General features: G+C 55.8%; 12 protein-coding genes. 4 read left to right on the top strand and 8 right to left on the bottom strand.

Annotated features, from left to right (window positions below; all coding sequences use genetic code 11):
• Positions 1-48: 48 nt before the first annotated feature.
• The 3 genes from IM314_RS17765 to IM314_RS17755 form a co-directional block, all read right to left on the bottom strand.
• Positions 49-1,698 carry an alpha,alpha-trehalase gene (locus tag IM314_RS17765; protein ID WP_193359190.1) on the bottom strand — a complete coding sequence of 550 codons (1,650 nt, stop codon included), beginning with the start codon at positions 1,696-1,698 and terminating at the stop codon, positions 49-51.
• 183 nt (positions 1,699-1,881) lie between these two features.
• Positions 1,882-3,234, bottom strand: coding sequence for a glutathione-disulfide reductase (gene gorA, locus IM314_RS17760; protein WP_041911861.1), 1,353 nt, complete (start codon positions 3,232-3,234; stop codon positions 1,882-1,884).
• Between the two features lie 71 nt (positions 3,235-3,305).
• The gene (locus tag IM314_RS17755) at positions 3,306-4,148 is read right to left on the bottom strand and encodes a 23S rRNA (adenine(2030)-N(6))-methyltransferase RlmJ (RefSeq protein ID WP_041911862.1); all 843 of its coding nucleotides are present in this window, start codon (positions 4,146-4,148) and stop codon (positions 3,306-3,308) included.
• A gap of 179 nt (positions 4,149-4,327) precedes the next feature.
• Here IM314_RS17755 and prlC point away from each other — a divergent pair, with 179 nt between their 5' ends.
• On the top strand, positions 4,328-6,370 hold the full coding sequence (prlC, locus tag IM314_RS17750; RefSeq protein ID WP_060571563.1) for an oligopeptidase A: 2,043 nt from the start codon (positions 4,328-4,330) through the stop codon (positions 6,368-6,370).
• Positions 6,371-6,377: 7 nt separating this feature from the next.
• Entirely contained in the window at positions 6,378-7,130 is a 753-nt protein-coding gene (gene rsmJ / locus IM314_RS17745; protein WP_041911864.1) for a 16S rRNA (guanine(1516)-N(2))-methyltransferase RsmJ, read from the top strand.
• A gap of 60 nt (positions 7,131-7,190) precedes the next feature.
• Here rsmJ and uspA read toward each other — a convergent pair whose 3' ends face one another.
• Positions 7,191-7,628 carry a universal stress protein UspA gene (gene uspA, locus IM314_RS17740; protein WP_003861223.1) on the bottom strand — a complete coding sequence of 146 codons (438 nt, stop codon included), beginning with the start codon at positions 7,626-7,628 and terminating at the stop codon, positions 7,191-7,193.
• A 283-nt stretch (positions 7,629-7,911) separates the two neighbouring features.
• Here uspA and uspB point away from each other — a divergent pair, with 283 nt between their 5' ends.
• Entirely contained in the window at positions 7,912-8,247 is a 336-nt protein-coding gene (uspB, locus tag IM314_RS17735; RefSeq protein ID WP_003861224.1) for a universal stress protein UspB, read from the top strand.
• A gap of 53 nt (positions 8,248-8,300) precedes the next feature.
• On the opposite strand, the gene pitA is transcribed toward uspB, so the two are convergent.
• Positions 8,301-9,800 carry an inorganic phosphate transporter PitA gene (gene pitA / locus IM314_RS17730; protein WP_028014734.1) on the bottom strand — a complete coding sequence of 500 codons (1,500 nt, stop codon included), beginning with the start codon at positions 9,798-9,800 and terminating at the stop codon, positions 8,301-8,303.
• A gap of 228 nt (positions 9,801-10,028) precedes the next feature.
• On the opposite strand from pitA, the gene IM314_RS17725 reads away from it, so the two are divergent.
• Positions 10,029-11,222: an NAD(P)/FAD-dependent oxidoreductase gene (locus IM314_RS17725; RefSeq protein ID WP_193359191.1), complete on the top strand. Its 1,194-nt coding sequence runs from the start codon at positions 10,029-10,031 to the stop codon at positions 11,220-11,222.
• 56 nt (positions 11,223-11,278) lie between these two features.
• Here IM314_RS17725 and IM314_RS17720 read toward each other — a convergent pair whose 3' ends face one another.
• The 3 genes from IM314_RS17720 to IM314_RS17710 form a co-directional block, all read right to left on the bottom strand.
• A complete protein-coding gene (locus IM314_RS17720) occupies positions 11,279-13,102 on the bottom strand; it encodes an integrin alpha (protein WP_041911866.1) in 1,824 nt (607 codons plus the stop codon).
• 107 nt (positions 13,103-13,209) lie between these two features.
• Positions 13,210-14,253: a fimbrial protein gene (locus IM314_RS17715; RefSeq protein ID WP_041911867.1), complete on the bottom strand. Its 1,044-nt coding sequence runs from the start codon at positions 14,251-14,253 to the stop codon at positions 13,210-13,212.
• A gap of 11 nt (positions 14,254-14,264) precedes the next feature.
• Positions 14,265-16,772: a fimbria/pilus outer membrane usher protein gene (locus IM314_RS17710; RefSeq protein ID WP_193359192.1), complete on the bottom strand. Its 2,508-nt coding sequence runs from the start codon at positions 16,770-16,772 to the stop codon at positions 14,265-14,267.
• Between the last annotated feature and the right edge of the window lie 20 nt (positions 16,773-16,792).

Raw genomic sequence — 16,792 nt, 5'->3', positions numbered from 1 at the left:
ATCTTCCCCTCTTCCCAGAGGGGAGAGGGGGGAAAAGACCGCTCCCTCTCAAGGCTCCCCATACAACCCAATCAACCGTCGCACCACGCCGTTCGTCCAGCCGAAGCCATCCTGTAGCGGATACTCCCCGCCGCCCCCTTCGCGCGGCGTACTGCTGGCGATGTGGTACTTCTCAATCAGCTTGTGGTGCGTCTTGTAGAAGTGGTTCACCGTATGCAGCCAGCTCCAGGCGATTTCATCCCCCAGCGAGTCGTTACCGTACTGCTTGAACCCCTGAATCGCCATCCACTGCAGCGGCGCCCAGCCGTTGGGTTTATCCCACTGCTCGCCGGTTTCGTACTCGGTTGCCAGAATTCCACCCGGCGTCAGCAGACGCGCTTTTACCGCGTCAGATAAACGTTCTGCCTGCTCGTGCGTCGCCATTCCAACATACAGCGGCACAATGCTGGCGGCAGAAAACAGCGCCATCTGCTCGCGTCGCCAGTCGTAATCGCGGTAACAGCCACTCTCCTCGTCCCACAGATAGCGGTTCACCGCCGCGCGGCGATCGGTGGCCTTCTGGCGGAACAGCTCGGCCGTCTCTTTATCCCCTTTCGACGCCGAGATATTGGCAATCGCGCTCTCCAGCTTAAACAGGAAGGCGTTCAAATCGATGGGGATAAATTGCGTCGTGCGAATGCTGGCGAGCCGCGCCGGATCGCGCAGCCAGCGGGAGGAGTAGTCCCAGCCAGACGCTGCTCCCGCACGCAGATCGCGATAGACCTCATTCGGCGGACGGCCCGAGTGGCGGGCGGTTTCCACGTCTTCAATCCACGATTCGTCGCGCGGGGTGTCACGGTCGTCCCAGTAGCGGTTGAGCAATGAACCGTCCGGCATGCGCACCGCGCTGCGGTATGCCTGATTAAGCAGGAGCGACTCCGCGCCGTCCATCCAGAAGGCGTGCTCCATTTTGAGATGGTCGAGGTAACGCTTCGCGCCGCGCACGCCGTCCTCTTCAAACAGCTCCACCATCAGGGCAAAGACCGGCGGCTGCGAGCGGCTGAGATAATAGGTGCGGTTGCCGTTAGGGATATGGCCGTAGCGTTCGATCAGCCATGCGAAGTTATCCGCCATGCACTTCAGCAGATCGTTACGGCCACTCTCCGCCAGCCCCAGCATGGAGAAGTACGAATCCCAGTAGTAGGTCTCGCTGAATCGCCCGCCGGGCACGATATAGGCCTGCGGCAGCGCCAGCAGGGACGACCAGGGAATATGGTCCTGCGGTTCGCGCGTCAGGACGGGCCACAGGCTATCAATGTGCTCTTTCAGCGACAGGCCGGGGTCGGAGACATACTCCGTGCTGGAGGTTTCAGGCAGCCAGAAGTGGTTCTCAACGAACTGGCGCAGGTCGAAATCCCGGTGCCGTCTGACCTTACGGTAGCGGATCAGAATATCCAGCGGATCCATCTTCGGCGCGCAGTCGGGGAAGGTTTTGCTGTCCGCAAACAGCCGCGTCGACTGTACGTGCTCGAACAGTTCGAGGTAGCGATCGGCGGGCGTCAGGGCATCGGAGGCGGGTAGCCCCTCGATCATTTCGGGTTCCGGCTCCGCCTCAATCATCTCATCCAGTTTTAACTCGCAGGGATCGGTCTCGTAGCGCAGCTCTTCTGCAATCTCGAATTCGATGTTCTCGGTAGCCTGTAGTTTCTGGTTGAACATGGTGATAGGGACCTCCGGTTGTGTGTTCTGAAGACAGGTTTCTCCGGGCGTCCTATAAGCGTAGACATTCGCTTCGGTAGATGTGGAGGGATATGTGCGGTAGATCACTCTTTTCGGAGCATTCGTTTTGCAACGATTTATGTATGTGAATAAAAAAAGCCCCTCCGGAGAGGGGCTTCTGCATTATCGCATGGTGACAAACTCTTCCGCCGCCGTAGGGTGGATCGCCACGGTGTTGTCGAAGTCTTTCTTGGTCGCACCCATCTTCAGCGCCACCGCAAAGCCCTGCAGGATCTCATCCATGCCGAAGCCGATGCCGTGGATACCGACAATCTTCTCTTCCGGACCCACGCAGACCAGCTTCATGCGGCACGGCTGACGGTGAGAGGTGACGGCGGTATACATCGCGGTGAACGCGGATTTATACACTTTCACCTGGTCGTCGCCGTACTGCTCGCGCGCCTGCGGCTCGGTTAAGCCGACGGTGCCGATTGGCGGGTGGCTAAAGACCACGGTCGGGATATTGCTGTAGTCCAGATGCTCGTCCGGCTTGTTGTTGAACAGGCGCTCGGAGAGACGACGGCCCGCCGCAACGGCCACCGGCGTCAGTTCAACCGCACCAGTGTTATCACCGACGGCGTAAATGCCCGGTACGCTGGTGTTCTGGAACTTATCGACGACGATGTAGCCTTTTTCGTCGGTTTTCACGCCGGTCACCGCCAGGTTAAAGCTGTCGTTCGCCGGTTCACGGCCAATCGCCCAGATCAGGCAATCAACGGTCTGGCTGCGGCCATCTTCCAGCTCAAGGGTCAGGCTGCCGTCCGCGTTTTTAACGACCGCTTTAGGCACGGCGTTGGTGTGCAGGGTTGGGCCTTCGGTGTTCATCACTTCAACCAGCGTATCGACGATCAGCGGGTCAAAGCTGCGCAGCGGTGCGTGTTTACGCACGAACAGGTGCGCTTCTGCACCCAGGCCGTTAATCACGCCAGCCAGCTCAACCGCGATGTAGCCCGCGCCCACCACGGCAACGCGCTCAGGCAAGGCAGGCAGCTCGAAGAAGCCGTCAGAGTCGATGCCGTATTCCGCGCCCGGAATATTCGGGTGGCTCGGGCGGCCGCCGGTGGCGATCAGGATATGATCGGCGGTGATCGTCTCGCCGTTCACTTCGATCGTTTTCGCGTCCACAAAGCGGGCGAAGCCGTGAATCACGTCGACGTTATTTTTGCCCAGCACGTTGTCGTACGAGGTGTGAATGCGGTCGATGTAGGCGGTACGGCTGGCGATCAGCTTGTCCCAGTCGAAATTGTTGATGGTGGTGTCAAAGCCGTAGTCCGGACCGTACATATGGATCGCTTCACGGATTTGCGCCGCGTGCCACATCACCTTTTTCGGTACACAACCCACGTTCACGCAGGTGCCGCCCAGCGCTTTGGCTTCAATCAGCGCACATTTCTGGCCGTACATGGCCGCGCGGTTGATGGAGGCGATGCCGCCGCTGCCGCCGCCGATGGCGATGTAGTCATAATGCTTAGTCATAGCTTTTGTCCTTAATCGTGAATTGCCGCGATTGTATACCTGAAATCAATAGTTTCCACCGATGGCTGCAATTACTCCGGCACGATCCAGCTGACGGTGGCGTGGCCCGTTCCGGCTGGCACCAGCGTTTTGTGCAGCCACGGCAGCACGTTGTTCATCTGCGCTTCCAGCTTCCACGGCGGGTTAATGACGATCATGCCGGAAGCGGTCATGCCGCGCTGGTCGCTGTCCGGGCGTACCGCCAGCTCAATCTGCAGGATTTTACGAATGCCGGTCGCCTCAAGGTCTTTGATCATGCGCTTGATTTGCGCGCGCAGCACCACCGGGTACCACAGGGCATAGGTTCCGGTCGCAAAACGTTTGTAGCCTTCGTTGATGCCGGTCACTACCGCCTGATAGTCGGTTTTGATTTCGTACGGTGGGTCGATCAGCACCAGGCCGCGACGGGAAACCGGCGGCAGCTTGGCTTTCAGTTGCTGGTAGCCGTCGGCTTTGTCGACGCGGGCGCGGTTATCTTTCTGAAATTCCGAACGCAGCAGCGGGAAGTCGCTCGGGTGCAGTTCGGTCAGCTGGAGGCTGTCCTGCTCGCGCAGCAGCTGGCGGGCAATCAGCGGTGAGCCAGGGTAGTAGCGCAGCTGGCCGTTGCGGTTGAAGTGATTCACCACGCCAATGTAAGGCTCCAGCTCGGCGGGCAGGTCGTCCTGCTGCCAGATGCGGGCGATGCCCTCAAGGTATTCGCCGGTACGCTCGGCATGCTCGCCGCTCAGCTGATAACGGCCCGCGCCCGCATGGGTGTCCAGATAGAGAAACGGCTTCTCTTTCTCTTTAAGCGATTCAATGATCAGGCTCTGAACGGTGTGTTTGAGGACGTCGGCATGGTTGCCAGCGTGGAAGCTGTGGCGATAACTGAGCATGGGTAATGGTATTCCGCTGAATTGACGATTTGCCACAGTTTACAGCAGAACGGCACAGATTACCCGCAGGCCCGGTAAGCGCAGCTATTGAAATCCTCTACACTTAACCCCATTACTGAAAACAATATGCACAGCGCCGGATGCGCGCTTCATTCACCTATTTCAACAGGACAGCGTTTATGACCAATCCATTACTGACGCCTTTTTCGTTGCCACCGTTTTCTAAAATCCTCCCTGAGCATGTGGTTCCAGCCGTTACCCAGTCGCTGGACAACTGCCGCGCGGCGGTAGAAAGCGTGGTTGCGCAGGGCGCGCCGTACACCTGGGAGAATCTGTGTCAGCCGCTGGCCGAAGTGGACGACGTGCTGGGGCGTATCTTCTCCCCGGTGAGCCACCTGAACTCGGTGAAAAACAGCCCGGAGCTGCGTGAAGCCTACGAACAAACCCTGCCGCTGCTCTCTGAGTACAGCACCTGGGTCGGTCAGCACGAAGGGCTGTACAAAGCCTACCGCGACCTGCGCGACGGCGACCATTATGCCGAACTGAACACGGCGCAGAAAAAATCGGTTGATAACGCCCTGCGTGATTTCGAACTGTCCGGTATCGGTCTGCCAAAAGAGAAGCAGGTTCGCTACGGTGAAATCGCTGCGCGCCTGTCCGAACTGGGTAACCAGTACAGCAACAACGTCCTTGACGCCACCATGGGCTGGACGAAGCTGATTACCAACGAAACGGAGCTGGCGGGTATGCCGGAAAGCGCCCTGGCGGCGGCGAAAGCCCAGGCCGAAGCGAAAGAGCAGGAAGGCTTCCTGTTAACGCTGGATATCCCGAGCTATCTGCCGGTGATGACCTACTGCGACAACCAGGCCCTGCGTGAAGAGATGTACCGCGCCTACAGCACCCGCGCCTCCGATCAGGGGCCGAACGCGGGCAAATGGGATAACAGCCCGGTGATGGCGGAAATCCTCGCCCTGCGTCACGAGCTGGCTCAGCTGCTGGGCTTCGACAGCTACGCGGATAAATCCCTCGCCACCAAAATGGCCGAGAACCCGCAGCAGGTGCTCGATTTCCTGACCGATCTGGCCAAACGCGCTCGTCCTCAGGGTGAGAAAGAGCTGGCCCAGCTGCGCGCCTTCGCGAAAGCGGAGTTTGGCGTGGACGAGCTGCAGCCGTGGGATATCGCGTACTACAGCGAAAAACAGAAGCAGCACCTCTACAGCATCAGCGACGAGCAGCTGCGCCCGTACTTCCCGGAAAACAAAGCCGTCAACGGCCTGTTTGAAGTGGTGAAACGCATTTACGGCATTACCGCTAAAGAGCGTACTGATATTGACGTCTGGCATCCGGACGTGCGCTTCTTCGAACTGTATGACGAGAAAAACGAGCTGCGCGGCAGCTTCTACCTCGATCTCTACGCGCGTGAGAACAAGCGCGGCGGGGCGTGGATGGACGACTGCGTGGGCCAGATGCGTAAAGCAGACGGTTCCCTGCAAAAACCGGTCGCCTATCTGACCTGTAACTTCAACCGTCCGGTAAGCGGCAAACCTGCGCTGTTCACCCACGACGAAGTGATCACCCTGTTCCACGAGTTCGGTCACGGCCTGCACCACATGCTGACCCGCATCGAAACCGCCGGCGTCGCCGGTATCAGCGGGGTGCCATGGGATGCGGTCGAGCTGCCAAGCCAGTTTATGGAAAACTGGTGCTGGGAGCCGGACGCGCTGGCGTTTATCTCCGGCCACTATGAGACCGGCGAACCGCTGCCCAAAGAGCTGCTGGATAAAATGCTGGCGGCGAAAAACTACCAGGCGGCGATGTTTATCCTGCGTCAGCTGGAGTTCGGCCTGTTCGATTTCCGCCTGCACGCCGAGTTCAGCCCGGAGCAGGGGGCGAAAATCCTCGAAACGCTGGCCGAGATTAAAAAGCAGGTTGCCGTTATTCCAGGGCCTACCTGGGGCCGCTTCCCGCACGCGTTCAGCCACATTTTCGCGGGCGGCTACGCGGCGGGCTATTACAGCTACCTGTGGGCCGACGTGCTGGCGGCGGATGCCTTCTCTCGCTTCGAGGAAGAGGGGATCTTCAACCGCGAAACCGGCCAGTCGTTCCTTGACAACATCCTGACCCGCGGCGGTTCTGAAGAGCCAATGGTGCTATTCAAACGCTTCCGTGGCCGCGAGCCGCAGCTGGATGCGATGCTTGAGCATTACGGGATCAAAGGCTGATTGTTACGTGAAGATCTGCTTAGTGGATGAAACGGGCGCCGGAGACGGCGCCTTATCTGTTCTGGCGGCCCGCTGGGGGCTGGAGCACGATGAAGAGAACCTGATGGCGCTGGTAATGACGTCAGCACATCTCGAATTACGCAAGCGCGATGAACCGAAGCTCGGCGGGATTTTTGTCGACTTCGTTGGCGGCGCGATGGCGCACCGGCGTAAGTTCGGCGGCGGTCGCGGCGAAGCGGTGGCCAAAGCGGTCGGCATTAAGGGGAGCTATCTGCCGGACGTGGTGGACGCCACGGCGGGGCTGGGACGCGATGCGTTTGTGCTGGCGTCGGTGGGCTGTCATGTGCGGATGCTGGAGCGTAATCCGGTTGTCGCCGCGCTGCTCGACGACGGGCTGACGCGAGGCTATGCGGACCCGGAAATCGGCCCGTGGCTGCAGGAGCGATTGCAGCTTATCCACGCGTCAAGCCTGACGGCGCTGACGGACATCACCCCGCGTCCGCAGGTGGTCTACCTCGACCCGATGTTCCCGCATAAGCAGAAAAGCGCGCTGGTGAAGAAAGAGATGCGGGTATTTCAGTCGCTGGTGGGGCCGGATTTAGACGCAGATGGCCTGCTGCAGCCTGCTCGTCAGCTAGCGACGAAGCGGGTGGTGGTGAAGCGTCCGGATTACGCGCCGCCGCTGGCGGACGTTGCTACGACCAACGCGGTGACCACGAAAGGGCATCGGTTTGATATTTATTCGGGTACGCCAGAATAAAAAAAGCCGGGTGGCGGCTTCGCCTTACCCGGCCTACATTCAGTGCCGCTTTTTTTGCACTTACTCGTCTTCTTCGTCGCGCAGCGGAACAATCAGCATGTCCACGTGAACGGTGTTAATCAGCTGGCGTGCTGAAGACATCAGCTTGCTCCAGAAGTCCTGATGGTGACCGCATACCACCAGATCCATATCGTATTTCTTAATCGCATCAACCAGCACCTGACCCAGGTCGCCGCTGCCGCTCAGGGTTTCGGTGATCGGATAGCCCGCGTTGGTGGAGAGCTCGCTCAGCGCGTGATGCGTTTCTTCAGAGATGCGTTTCTGCATATCGCCCAGATTGACGTCGATCAGACCGGTGTAGAGGTCGGAGTAATTCACATCAACGTGAATCAGGGAGACTTTCGCGTTGTAGGGACGTGCCATAGATACCGCTTTATCAACCAGCACTTTGCTCTCCGGGGAGAGATCTACCGCGATAAGAATGTGTTTGTAAGCCATAGTGTTACTCCTTCCTTAAGTTATCGATGACTAAATGGGAAAGCCGTCGTCTGATGCTTTCATTACGGCCCAGTTAAACATATTTTTCAAGCTTTGGTGTTGATAACGATTAACCTTGTGGCAAAAAAATTAACGGATCTCCTACACTATTTAATGAGCCGTTCGGATATTAAAACGCGAACCGGATCGACTTTTAGTCATTCTTTCACTGAACTGTCTGTCAGGGCATTGGGGTGCGGTAGCTCAGGAGCCTTGCTTCGTGGGCGGACGCCGGGGAGGATGTATGATTAGCACCGTCGCATTGTTTTGGGCGTTATGCGTAGTTTGCATAGTGAATATGGCGCGCTACTTCTCATCGTTACGTGCGCTGTTAGTGGTACTTCGTGGTTGCGATCCGTTGCTGTATCAGTATGTGGACGGTGGAGGGTTCTTCACCTCGCATGGACAGCCCAGCAAGCAGATGCGTCTGGTGGGGTATATCTACTACCAGCGCTACCGCGATCATCACGATGAAGAGTTTATCCGTCGCTGCGAGCGTCTGCGTCGTCAGTTCATTTTGACCAGCGCCCTGTGTGGGCTGGTCGTGGTCAGTATGATTGCGTTGATGATTTGGCACTGAGCATAAAAAAAGCGGGTCAGTTTCCTGACCCGCTTTTTGTCGCCTTCAGCCAATCAAATCAGCTTCAGCGAAATCCAGTACAACCCGCCTGACAGCAGGATAGAAGCCGGAAGGGTAAACACCCAGGCCATCAGAATGTTGGTCACGGTTTTGCGCTGCAGACCGCCGCCGTCAACAATCATGGTACCTGCCACGGACGAGGAGAGTACGTGGGTGGTGGATACCGGCATACCGGTGTAGCTCGCCAGACCGATAGACACTGCCGCCGTCATCTGCGCGGACATACCCTGCGCATAGGTCATGCCTTTCTTACCGATCTTCTCGCCGATGGTGGTCGCCACACGACGCCAGCCAATCATCGTACCGATACCCAGCGCCAGCGCGACGGCCATGATGATCCAGATTGGCGCGTACTCAATGGTATTGAGCATATCGCTTTTCAGTTTCTTCAGCAGACGCTTGTCGTCACCATTCACCTCTGGCAGCTTCGCAACTTTATCGGTCACGTCGGAGATACAGAGCATGATACGACGCAGCTGACCACGCTGTTCAACGGCCAGTTTATCGTAGCTTTCGATGTTGCCCAGCATACCTTTGGCACGTTCCAGCGCGTTAATCGCGTTAGCCGGATGGCAATGGAATTCGCCAGGCGCGGTGGTGGCACCGGCTTCCGGAGAAGGGATCAGCTGGTCAACGCCGGTCGCTTTTTTCAACAGCTCAGGGTGCTGCTGGAAATAGGTTTCAACGTTGTTGACCGCATCACGGGTACGGGTGATTTCGTAACCCGAGGCGTTCATATTCACCACGAAGCCCGCCGGTGCGACACCGATCAGAACCAGCATCACCAGACCAATGCCTTTCTGCCCGTCGTTCGCGCCATGAGAGAAGGCCACGCCGATAGCGGAAATGATCAGGGCGATACGCGTCCAGAATGGCGGCTTTTTCTTGCCGTCTTTCTTCTCACGCTCTGCTGGCGTCAGGTGGATACGCGCACGTTTCTTCGTGTTGCTCCAGTAGCGACGCAGGATGAAAATCAATCCACCCGCAACCACCAGACCCACGATAGGGGAGACGATGAGAGAAGCGAAAATGCCCAGTACTTTAGGCAGATTCAGCGCATCAACAACCGATGTCCCGGTCATCAGGGCGTTGGTTAACCCGATACCGATAATCGCACCGATGAGAGTGTGAGAGCTGGATGCAGGCAGGCCAAAATACCAGGTACCGAGGTTCCAGATAATGGCAGCAAGCAGCATTGAGAACACCATGGCGAGGCCATGACCGGAACTCACGTTAAGCAGCAGATCCGTTGGCAGCATATGCACAATCGCATACGCAACGCTCAGTCCGCCCAGGAGGACACCAAAAAAGTTAAATACCGCCGCCATAACAACCGCAAGCTGCGATCGCATTGCGCGAGTGTAGATAACCGTTGCTACTGCGTTTGCAGTGTCGTGGAAGCCGTTGATCGCTTCGTAAAACAGTACAAAAACCAGAGCAAGCAATAGTAAAAGCCCGGTATGTAAATCCAGGCCGGCAAACAAATGTAGCATAGGACGTTACGCCATTTTGAGGACATGAACGCGGCGCATTATCCAGGACAAATGCGCAACGGGCAAAGTGAAATATAGACTTTTTTTGACATACCACCTGATTTGGGAAAAGTGCCTGAAAGGATAATCGTTAAATTTCAATGGAATGGCTTTGTAATATCTTTTTACGCTGGTGTGACCACAGAGGAAACTTTACAATCCGCGGCAGTTAACGAAGAGGGTTTTGACGTGGAAAGGTTTGATGCCGTGGTTATTGGCGCCGGTGCGGCGGGTATGTTTTGTGCGGCGATGGCCGGACAGGCGGGTCGTCGCGTGCTGTTGCTGGACAACGGGAAAAAGCCTGGCCGCAAGATCCTGATGTCAGGCGGCGGGCGCTGCAACTTCACCAATCTTTATGTCGAACCCGCGGCCTATTTGAGCCAGAACCGCCATTTTTGCAAATCAGCGCTGGCGCGTTACACCCAGTGGGACTTTATCGACCTGGTGGGTAAGCATGGCATCGCGTGGCATGAAAAGACGCTCGGGCAACTCTTCTGCGACGACTCCGCGCAGCAGATTGTCGATATGCTGGTGGCCGAGTGCGAGAAGGGCGGCGTGGTCATGCGCCTGCGCACTGAAGTGCTGGAGGTGGCCCGCGACGAGCAGGGCTACACGCTGCTGCTGAACGGTGAAACCGTCAGCGCCGATAATCTGGTGATCGCCAGCGGCGGCCTCTCGATGCCGGGGCTGGGCGCGTCACCGTTCGGCTACAAGATTGCCGAGCAGTTTGGCCTGAAGGTGCTGCCAACCCGCGCCGGGCTGGTGCCGTTCACGCTGCATAAGCCGCTGCTGGAGCAGCTTCAGACGCTGTCCGGCGTCTCTGTTCCCTCCGTTATTACTGCCGAAGACGGGACGGTATTCCGCGAAAACCTGCTCTTTACCCACCGCGGTCTCTCCGGCCCGGCGGTCCTGCAAATCTCCAGCTACTGGCAGCCGGGGGAATTTGTCTCGGTGAATCTGCTGCCGGACAGCGATCTGAACGCGTTCCTCAACGAACAGCGTACCGCGCACCCGAATCAGAGCCTGAAAAATACCCTGGCGATGCAGCTGCCGAAGCGTCTGGTGGAGTGTTTGCAGGGGCTGGGGCAAATCCCGGATGTGTCGCTCAAGCAGCTTAACAGCCGCGAGCAGGAGACGTTGGTGGATACGCTAACGAACTGGCGCGTTCAGCCAAACGGCACCGAGGGGTATCGCACGGCGGAAGTGACGCTGGGCGGCGTTGATACGAATGAGCTTTCTTCACGCACGATGGAAGCGCGCAACGTGCCGGGGCTCTACTTTATTGGCGAAGTAATGGACGTAACCGGCTGGCTCGGCGGGTACAATTTCCAGTGGGCGTGGTCGAGCGCCTGGGCGTGCGCGCAGGCGCTGCAAGGTGCGTAATAAATTGCCGGGGAGTCTCCTCCCCGGCGGTGTTGCCCATTCAGATGATGTAAGCATTAATCCGGTATAGCGTAATCCGCAATGCGGAAGGTGACCTTACCCGTCCAGGTGTTATCACGGTAAGAACCAATGGCGAGACTGTCCTGAGTGAAGCCATTGAAGCTCCCGGCCGCAATGGACGCGCCGAATTTTTCATACTGATTTTTACCCCAGTAGACTTTCGCAACGCCTTCTCTCACCAGCGTATTAATATTGATCATGCCTTCTTCATCGTCAGCGTAGTCATCCAGGCTTTTACCGCCGTTGATGACGTACACGGCGCCCACCTGCGTGCCGCTGCCGTTCACCGCATTCGGATCGCCGATCACCAGGTCTTTTTTACCGTCGCCGTTCAAGTCCACATTACCGAGAATGCTGTTCCCGAACCCTGCCAGCTTGCTGCCAGGCCTGTCGGCGTAAATAGCATAGCCATCGTGTACGCTAAATGTTTTGTTGTAGTTCAGCCGGGTGTGCGCCGCATCGAGGAACAGAGACGATGGCAGCTTACTGCCGTCGGCCTTACCTTTAATAATCCAGACCAGCCCGGAACGTTTTTTATCAATACCCATGTCGGCAGGGGCGCTAATCGCAAAAGCGTTAGCGTGAGCATTCAGGAAATTACCTAATGGCGTAATGGTGCCGTTATTGGGCTTATCCTGCGTATACGCGCTATGATCGTTACTTCCTTCACCTCCGCCGGACTGACCACCCAGGAAAGCCGCCCCCATACCGTGAATGCGGGTTGCCTGCGTCGAGTTTAGCGAGGCGATGTCGAGATTCCCCTGGTTGAAGCTGCTGCCGTAGACGAGATAGGCCGTGCCGCGTCCATCAGTGCCGCTGTTCTCTGATTTACGGCCTTCATTGACCGATTCCGGGTCGACGATCAGGTAATCACTGAAGCCGTCGCCGTTAATATCCCCGACATCGCTGATCTGCTGCCCAAGGTTGTAGTTAAGGGGTTTATCCGGACCGTTGGTGGCGGTCATCTGCGGACGAATATAGGCACCGGTCGCGGCAGGGATCTCCCAGTCGCCCAGGTTGTTGCGCTTAATATCAATGTTCTGCCACTGATCGCCTGGCTTCTGAGCGCCGTAGATAATGACGGCGCCGCCGCGTCCGCCCGTGCCTTCGATATCGCCGATAGCAAGATCGACCATCTTGTTAGCCACGGCAGAATTTTTATATTTAATTGGGCCTACCGCGGCGCCAAACCAGCCGCCGGTATTCGCATTGCCTGAAGAATTCACCGTACGGATGCGAATACCCAGGCGAGCGTCGCCGTTGTCGATATCATTGAGGTCAATCTGATTAGAAAGACGCGCGCCGGTACGGTGATGCGGTCCGCCCCAGATAATATAGACCTGATCATGCCAGTGGGAGGCGATGACTAAATCATCATATCCATCGCCGTTAATATCACCTATTTTACGTACCGCGACGCCCATCCATTTTGTCGTCACTGAGCCAGGCTTATTCGCTTTATTGCTGTGGATAATTTTAAGCGCGTTTTGCGGATCGAATTCACCTACGTTATTGACTTGCTGCATGGGTTTCCCACCGGAAGTCCCGAAAATGACGTACGCGATCCCTTTTGCGCCATCCCCCCAGGGAGCCGTAATGACAATATCTTCACCCGCGATATGCGAACCATTGTCCTTATCGGAAAACTTACCGATCGTGGTCATCGTCATACCGAAATAGTCTTTTTGTTTTTCACCCTTAATAGATACAGGGACAGAATAAGGCTCGATATCGCTGGCGATAACCTGTGATGCCGTGATGCCAGTACCTGATAAAGCTGCAACGCAAAGCGCTACACGCGTTTTCGTTTTGAGTTTCATAGTATATATCCTTATACAAATCCATTTTTCATACCCGGCAACTCATTTGTATAGCGCTATGTGTTGCCGGGAAATAAGAGGTTTCTACGCTGTATTAAGTTTTTTCTTTATTTAAACTCGAAATCCAGCGTGGATGTGGCTTCAAATTTTCCCGGTTGTGGAGACTTTTCTCCTTGTTGGACAGGTGTTGCTATAATAGTGACATTCCCCTCCTGCGTTGGTACGGCCGAACTGCTGCCATCAATTTTATTCCCGTTGTGTTCAAGTTTTATCCCTAAATCATTGCGCTCACCTTCATCATTATGGGTCTTGATAAAACCAGAGCCATTAAAATCGGACGCGCGGAACTTAATACTCACCTTGCTTTCATCTTCAGGGTTTTTGCAAGTCACACGAATATCCACGTTTTTTTGCTTACTGGTGGCCTCGGGCTTAAATTCATTCGCGGTAATACTGCCAAACGGAACTTTGATGGTTTGCCCGTCATTAATCATGCATTGTGGTGGAATATCAATTGACAGTTGGAAATTAAGTGTGACAAAAGGTCTGGAGGTGTCATAACTCCCCGTCTGTTTTTTAGCAAAAATGGTCACTAATTCCTGCATAGGAATATCAATGCGGCCTGAAGGAAGCGGTTTAGTTAATTCCAGAGAGACAGTCCCGCTGGAGCCGGTTGCGAACAGAGTATGGTCGTTTTTATCATCACAGTTATTTGTCGCAGGACGTCCATTATCAACACCGGCGGTATTACTCAAATCAACCGGGATATACCGCAATTCATCCTCGCCACCAAGAACGACATTTATACCGATATTAATACCTTTTTCCGCATCCAGAGGATAATAGATAAAGTCTGCGTTACGTTTGCCGCCTCCTGTACCCAGTTTCGCACTGGTAAATCGAAATAAGATACTTTCTGGCACGCTGGAGTCCTGACAGAGGCAGATACCATTAAAATTACCTTTATTATTCCACGTGGATTGGGTTGTGCCGGGTACGTCGTCAGCAGTAAGGTTTTCGATAATATCAAACTTGTGCGCCTGGCCAGATACGGTTGATGTCGGCCAGCAGCTTCCTACAACATCAGCATAAGCTGGCGCGCCCATCAATCCCCCTGCTGCCAGGCATGCGAGTAACGTTAATTTTTTCATTTTTAATTCCTTTATTTATTAACGGATGATTTGCAGGTCTGCGTTAACTGCACAATTCCGCTAATCGTGGGTTCCTGGCCAGAAAGCTGATAGTGAACCTGGCAACGCTGATCGGGTTTCTTACCCCAGCTCACGTCTAACGTCCCTTTTTCTGCCATCCCGGTGAGGAATACGCTGCCTTCATCACCCACAATGCTTGTGGTGGTATTCTGAGAAACAATGGCACCGAACGGAACGGGTTTGCCCTGCGCATCTTTCAGCGTCATCATCAAGCGTTTACCCACCGCCGTGGTGAAACGTGCCCGAACGATAGCCCCCCGGGTGGGAACGACTTTATGGCTGTTACTTTCCAGCTCGACATCGTCAGGTAATGTATCGGGACGCAGCTGGATATTGCTCTCCTGATAAGGTGTCAGGTAAGGCACCACCGCATAGCCCCAGGGGTCGGTGCGCACGCCAGTGTGGTTACGGACGCTGACACCTGCGGCACCCGGCGCTTCAACCAGAGCGACCGTTTCACCCAGCGACTGCGCCAGCGTGACGCCATGAGGATGAACCAGCACGCCCCCGCGCAGGCTGTAATTCAGCCGCTGCGCGTCCCGACTATAGCCATACCCGGCGCCAACCTGCGCATAGCGTCCGTTATAGCTAAGCGAGGCATCGCTGCTGTTTGCCTGGCTCCCTGGGTTGATATTCTGCTGTACGCTCCAGTTCAGGTTATTGTCCTCAAGGGCGCTGCCGCTCAGGGAAACACTGTGGCCTGGCGAGCGTTTTTCCGCCGCAGAGAAGGTGTAACCGGCACGTGTGGAGCGGAGCCATTTGTCCAGAGGGACGCTCACGCTCAGGCTGAACAGATTGTCCTGGTTATAGAGACGCTGGTTATCCTCTTTTGTCACGTTCAGATAGTGGTTGTAATTCAGGCTATAGCTGATCCCGTTCCAGCTGTTGCCATAGCCCAGCGTGGCGGAGGTCGTGCGTTTTTGGCTCGTGTGGTAGTCCTCGCTGACCAGCATGGCGGAGAGATAGCCGAGGTTTTCTCCCAGGTTTTGGTTTAGCGTCAGTTCTGTACGGCTACGGCGTCGATCCAGGCGCGAGGGTTGCGAGTGATAGCTGCTCAGGGTTTCACCGAGCGTGTAGAAATCGGACGTCGAGTAGCGATAGCCCGCAATCGCAACGTTAGTGCCGGTAGACAGCAAATTTTTGTTATAGCGCAGGCGTAGCGACTGTCCCCGGTTTTTCTCTGCCTGTTTAGTGGTGGCCCAGGCCTGGGTAATATCAAATGACAGTGCGCCAAAATCGCCCATGTTTTTACCCATGCCAAAAAGCAGGGACTGATATTGACTGGCAGCCTGCATGCCTCCGTATATCGAGGTTTCCCACGGCAGACCGTAAATCAGGCTCCCTTGTGAAAACAGGGCATTCTCAGCATCGCTGCTGCTGGAACGATAGCTGCCGCTAATGACTTCATATTTGTATTGCCCTTCCCGCTGCATAACCGCTAACGACGCGTAAGGCACTAAAGAGACTTGTTCGCTGCCATCCGCCTCTTTCACCACAACTTTCAGCTCGCCGCTGCTGCCGAGGTAAAGATCGTTGATGACAAATTCACCGGGCGGGACATAGCTTTGATAAATGCTGTAGCCGTTCTGAAAAATAGTGATCTGGGCATTAGTACGAGCAATACCGCGGATCACCGGCGCATAGCCTCGCAGGCTGCCCGGAAGCATCTGTTCATCCGAGTAAAGCTGAACGCCGCGAAACGGGGTGCTATCAAAGACTTCTGCGGTAGAACTGTTATCCCCAACAATCAGCTGGCTATTCAGGGCGCTGATATCACGCTGCAGATAGGTATAAACCGATTCCCAGCGCCCAGCTTGTCCCTGGCTGTTACTCCAGGTCGAGAAATTGCGTAAACGCCAGGGTCCAACGTTCAGTCCCGGACGCAGGCTGAGGTACTGGCTATCGGTTCCCGTCCCGTTGTGCGAGGTCCACGTGGCGCCGCTGTAGTTGTAGCTGAGCATCAGGCCCGGAATACCCTGTTCCCGACGTGCAGGATCGATGTAGCCGTGAGCATGGCTATTCAGGGCCGCCTGGGGAATGCTGAGCCTTAACGCCTGCTCGCTGAAGTCAAATTCGCTGCTTGCGAGAGGGATCGCCGACAGATTCGCGCAGCCCTGAGTATCGTCCCGGAGCAACGGGAATGCCGCCGTTTTAACACCAAACGACTGGAGCGTCTCCTCGCTGAGGCACGGTGCGAGGATATTTTTATGCTGCGCGTTCTCTTCGAGTCGAAACGTGATATCGCGCGTGTCGAACATTTTATTGTTAAGAAACAGGTCAACACGATAAACGCCGGGTGTCTGGCTCTCTTTGTTCTCAAAGAGAGAAAGATCGACGGCGGTACGCGGCGCGCCACCCGTTTCCAGAAAGGCCGGGTCGAAGTAATCACTGGCGTATAATGCGCTGGGTAATATCCAGGCAAAGCAAAGCGCTGGACGAATGCCCCAAAATATAGTCATGAAAAAATACCCCTGTGAGG

Source organism: Enterobacter cloacae complex sp. P42RS, assembly GCF_014930595.1.
Classification (GTDB): domain Bacteria; phylum Pseudomonadota; class Gammaproteobacteria; order Enterobacterales; family Enterobacteriaceae; genus Enterobacter; species Enterobacter bugandensis.
This window is presented reverse-complemented; position numbering and strand designations above follow the sequence as displayed.

What these genes read in the sequence shown, in the direction of transcription:
- IM314_RS17765 (WP_193359190.1), bottom strand. Translation starts at nt 1,698, where the DNA reads ATGTTCAACCAGAAACTACAGGCTACCGAGAACATCGAATTCGAGATT.
- gorA (WP_041911861.1), bottom strand. Translation starts at nt 3,234, where the DNA reads ATGACTAAGCATTATGACTACATCGCCATCGGCGGCGGCAGCGGCGGC.
- IM314_RS17755 (WP_041911862.1), bottom strand. Translation starts at nt 4,148, where the DNA reads ATGCTCAGTTATCGCCACAGCTTCCACGCTGGCAACCATGCCGACGTC.
- prlC (WP_060571563.1), top strand. Translation starts at nt 4,328, where the DNA reads ATGACCAATCCATTACTGACGCCTTTTTCGTTGCCACCGTTTTCTAAA.
- uspA (WP_003861223.1), bottom strand. Translation starts at nt 7,628, where the DNA reads ATGGCTTACAAACACATTCTTATCGCGGTAGATCTCTCCCCGGAGAGC.
- uspB (WP_003861224.1), top strand. Translation starts at nt 7,912, where the DNA reads ATGATTAGCACCGTCGCATTGTTTTGGGCGTTATGCGTAGTTTGCATA.
- pitA (WP_028014734.1), bottom strand. Translation starts at nt 9,800, where the DNA reads ATGCTACATTTGTTTGCCGGCCTGGATTTACATACCGGGCTTTTACTA.
- IM314_RS17720 (WP_041911866.1), bottom strand. Translation starts at nt 13,102, where the DNA reads ATGAAACTCAAAACGAAAACGCGTGTAGCGCTTTGCGTTGCAGCTTTA.
- IM314_RS17715 (WP_041911867.1), bottom strand. Translation starts at nt 14,253, where the DNA reads ATGAAAAAATTAACGTTACTCGCATGCCTGGCAGCAGGGGGATTGATG.
- IM314_RS17710 (WP_193359192.1), bottom strand. Translation starts at nt 16,772, where the DNA reads ATGACTATATTTTGGGGCATTCGTCCAGCGCTTTGCTTTGCCTGGATA.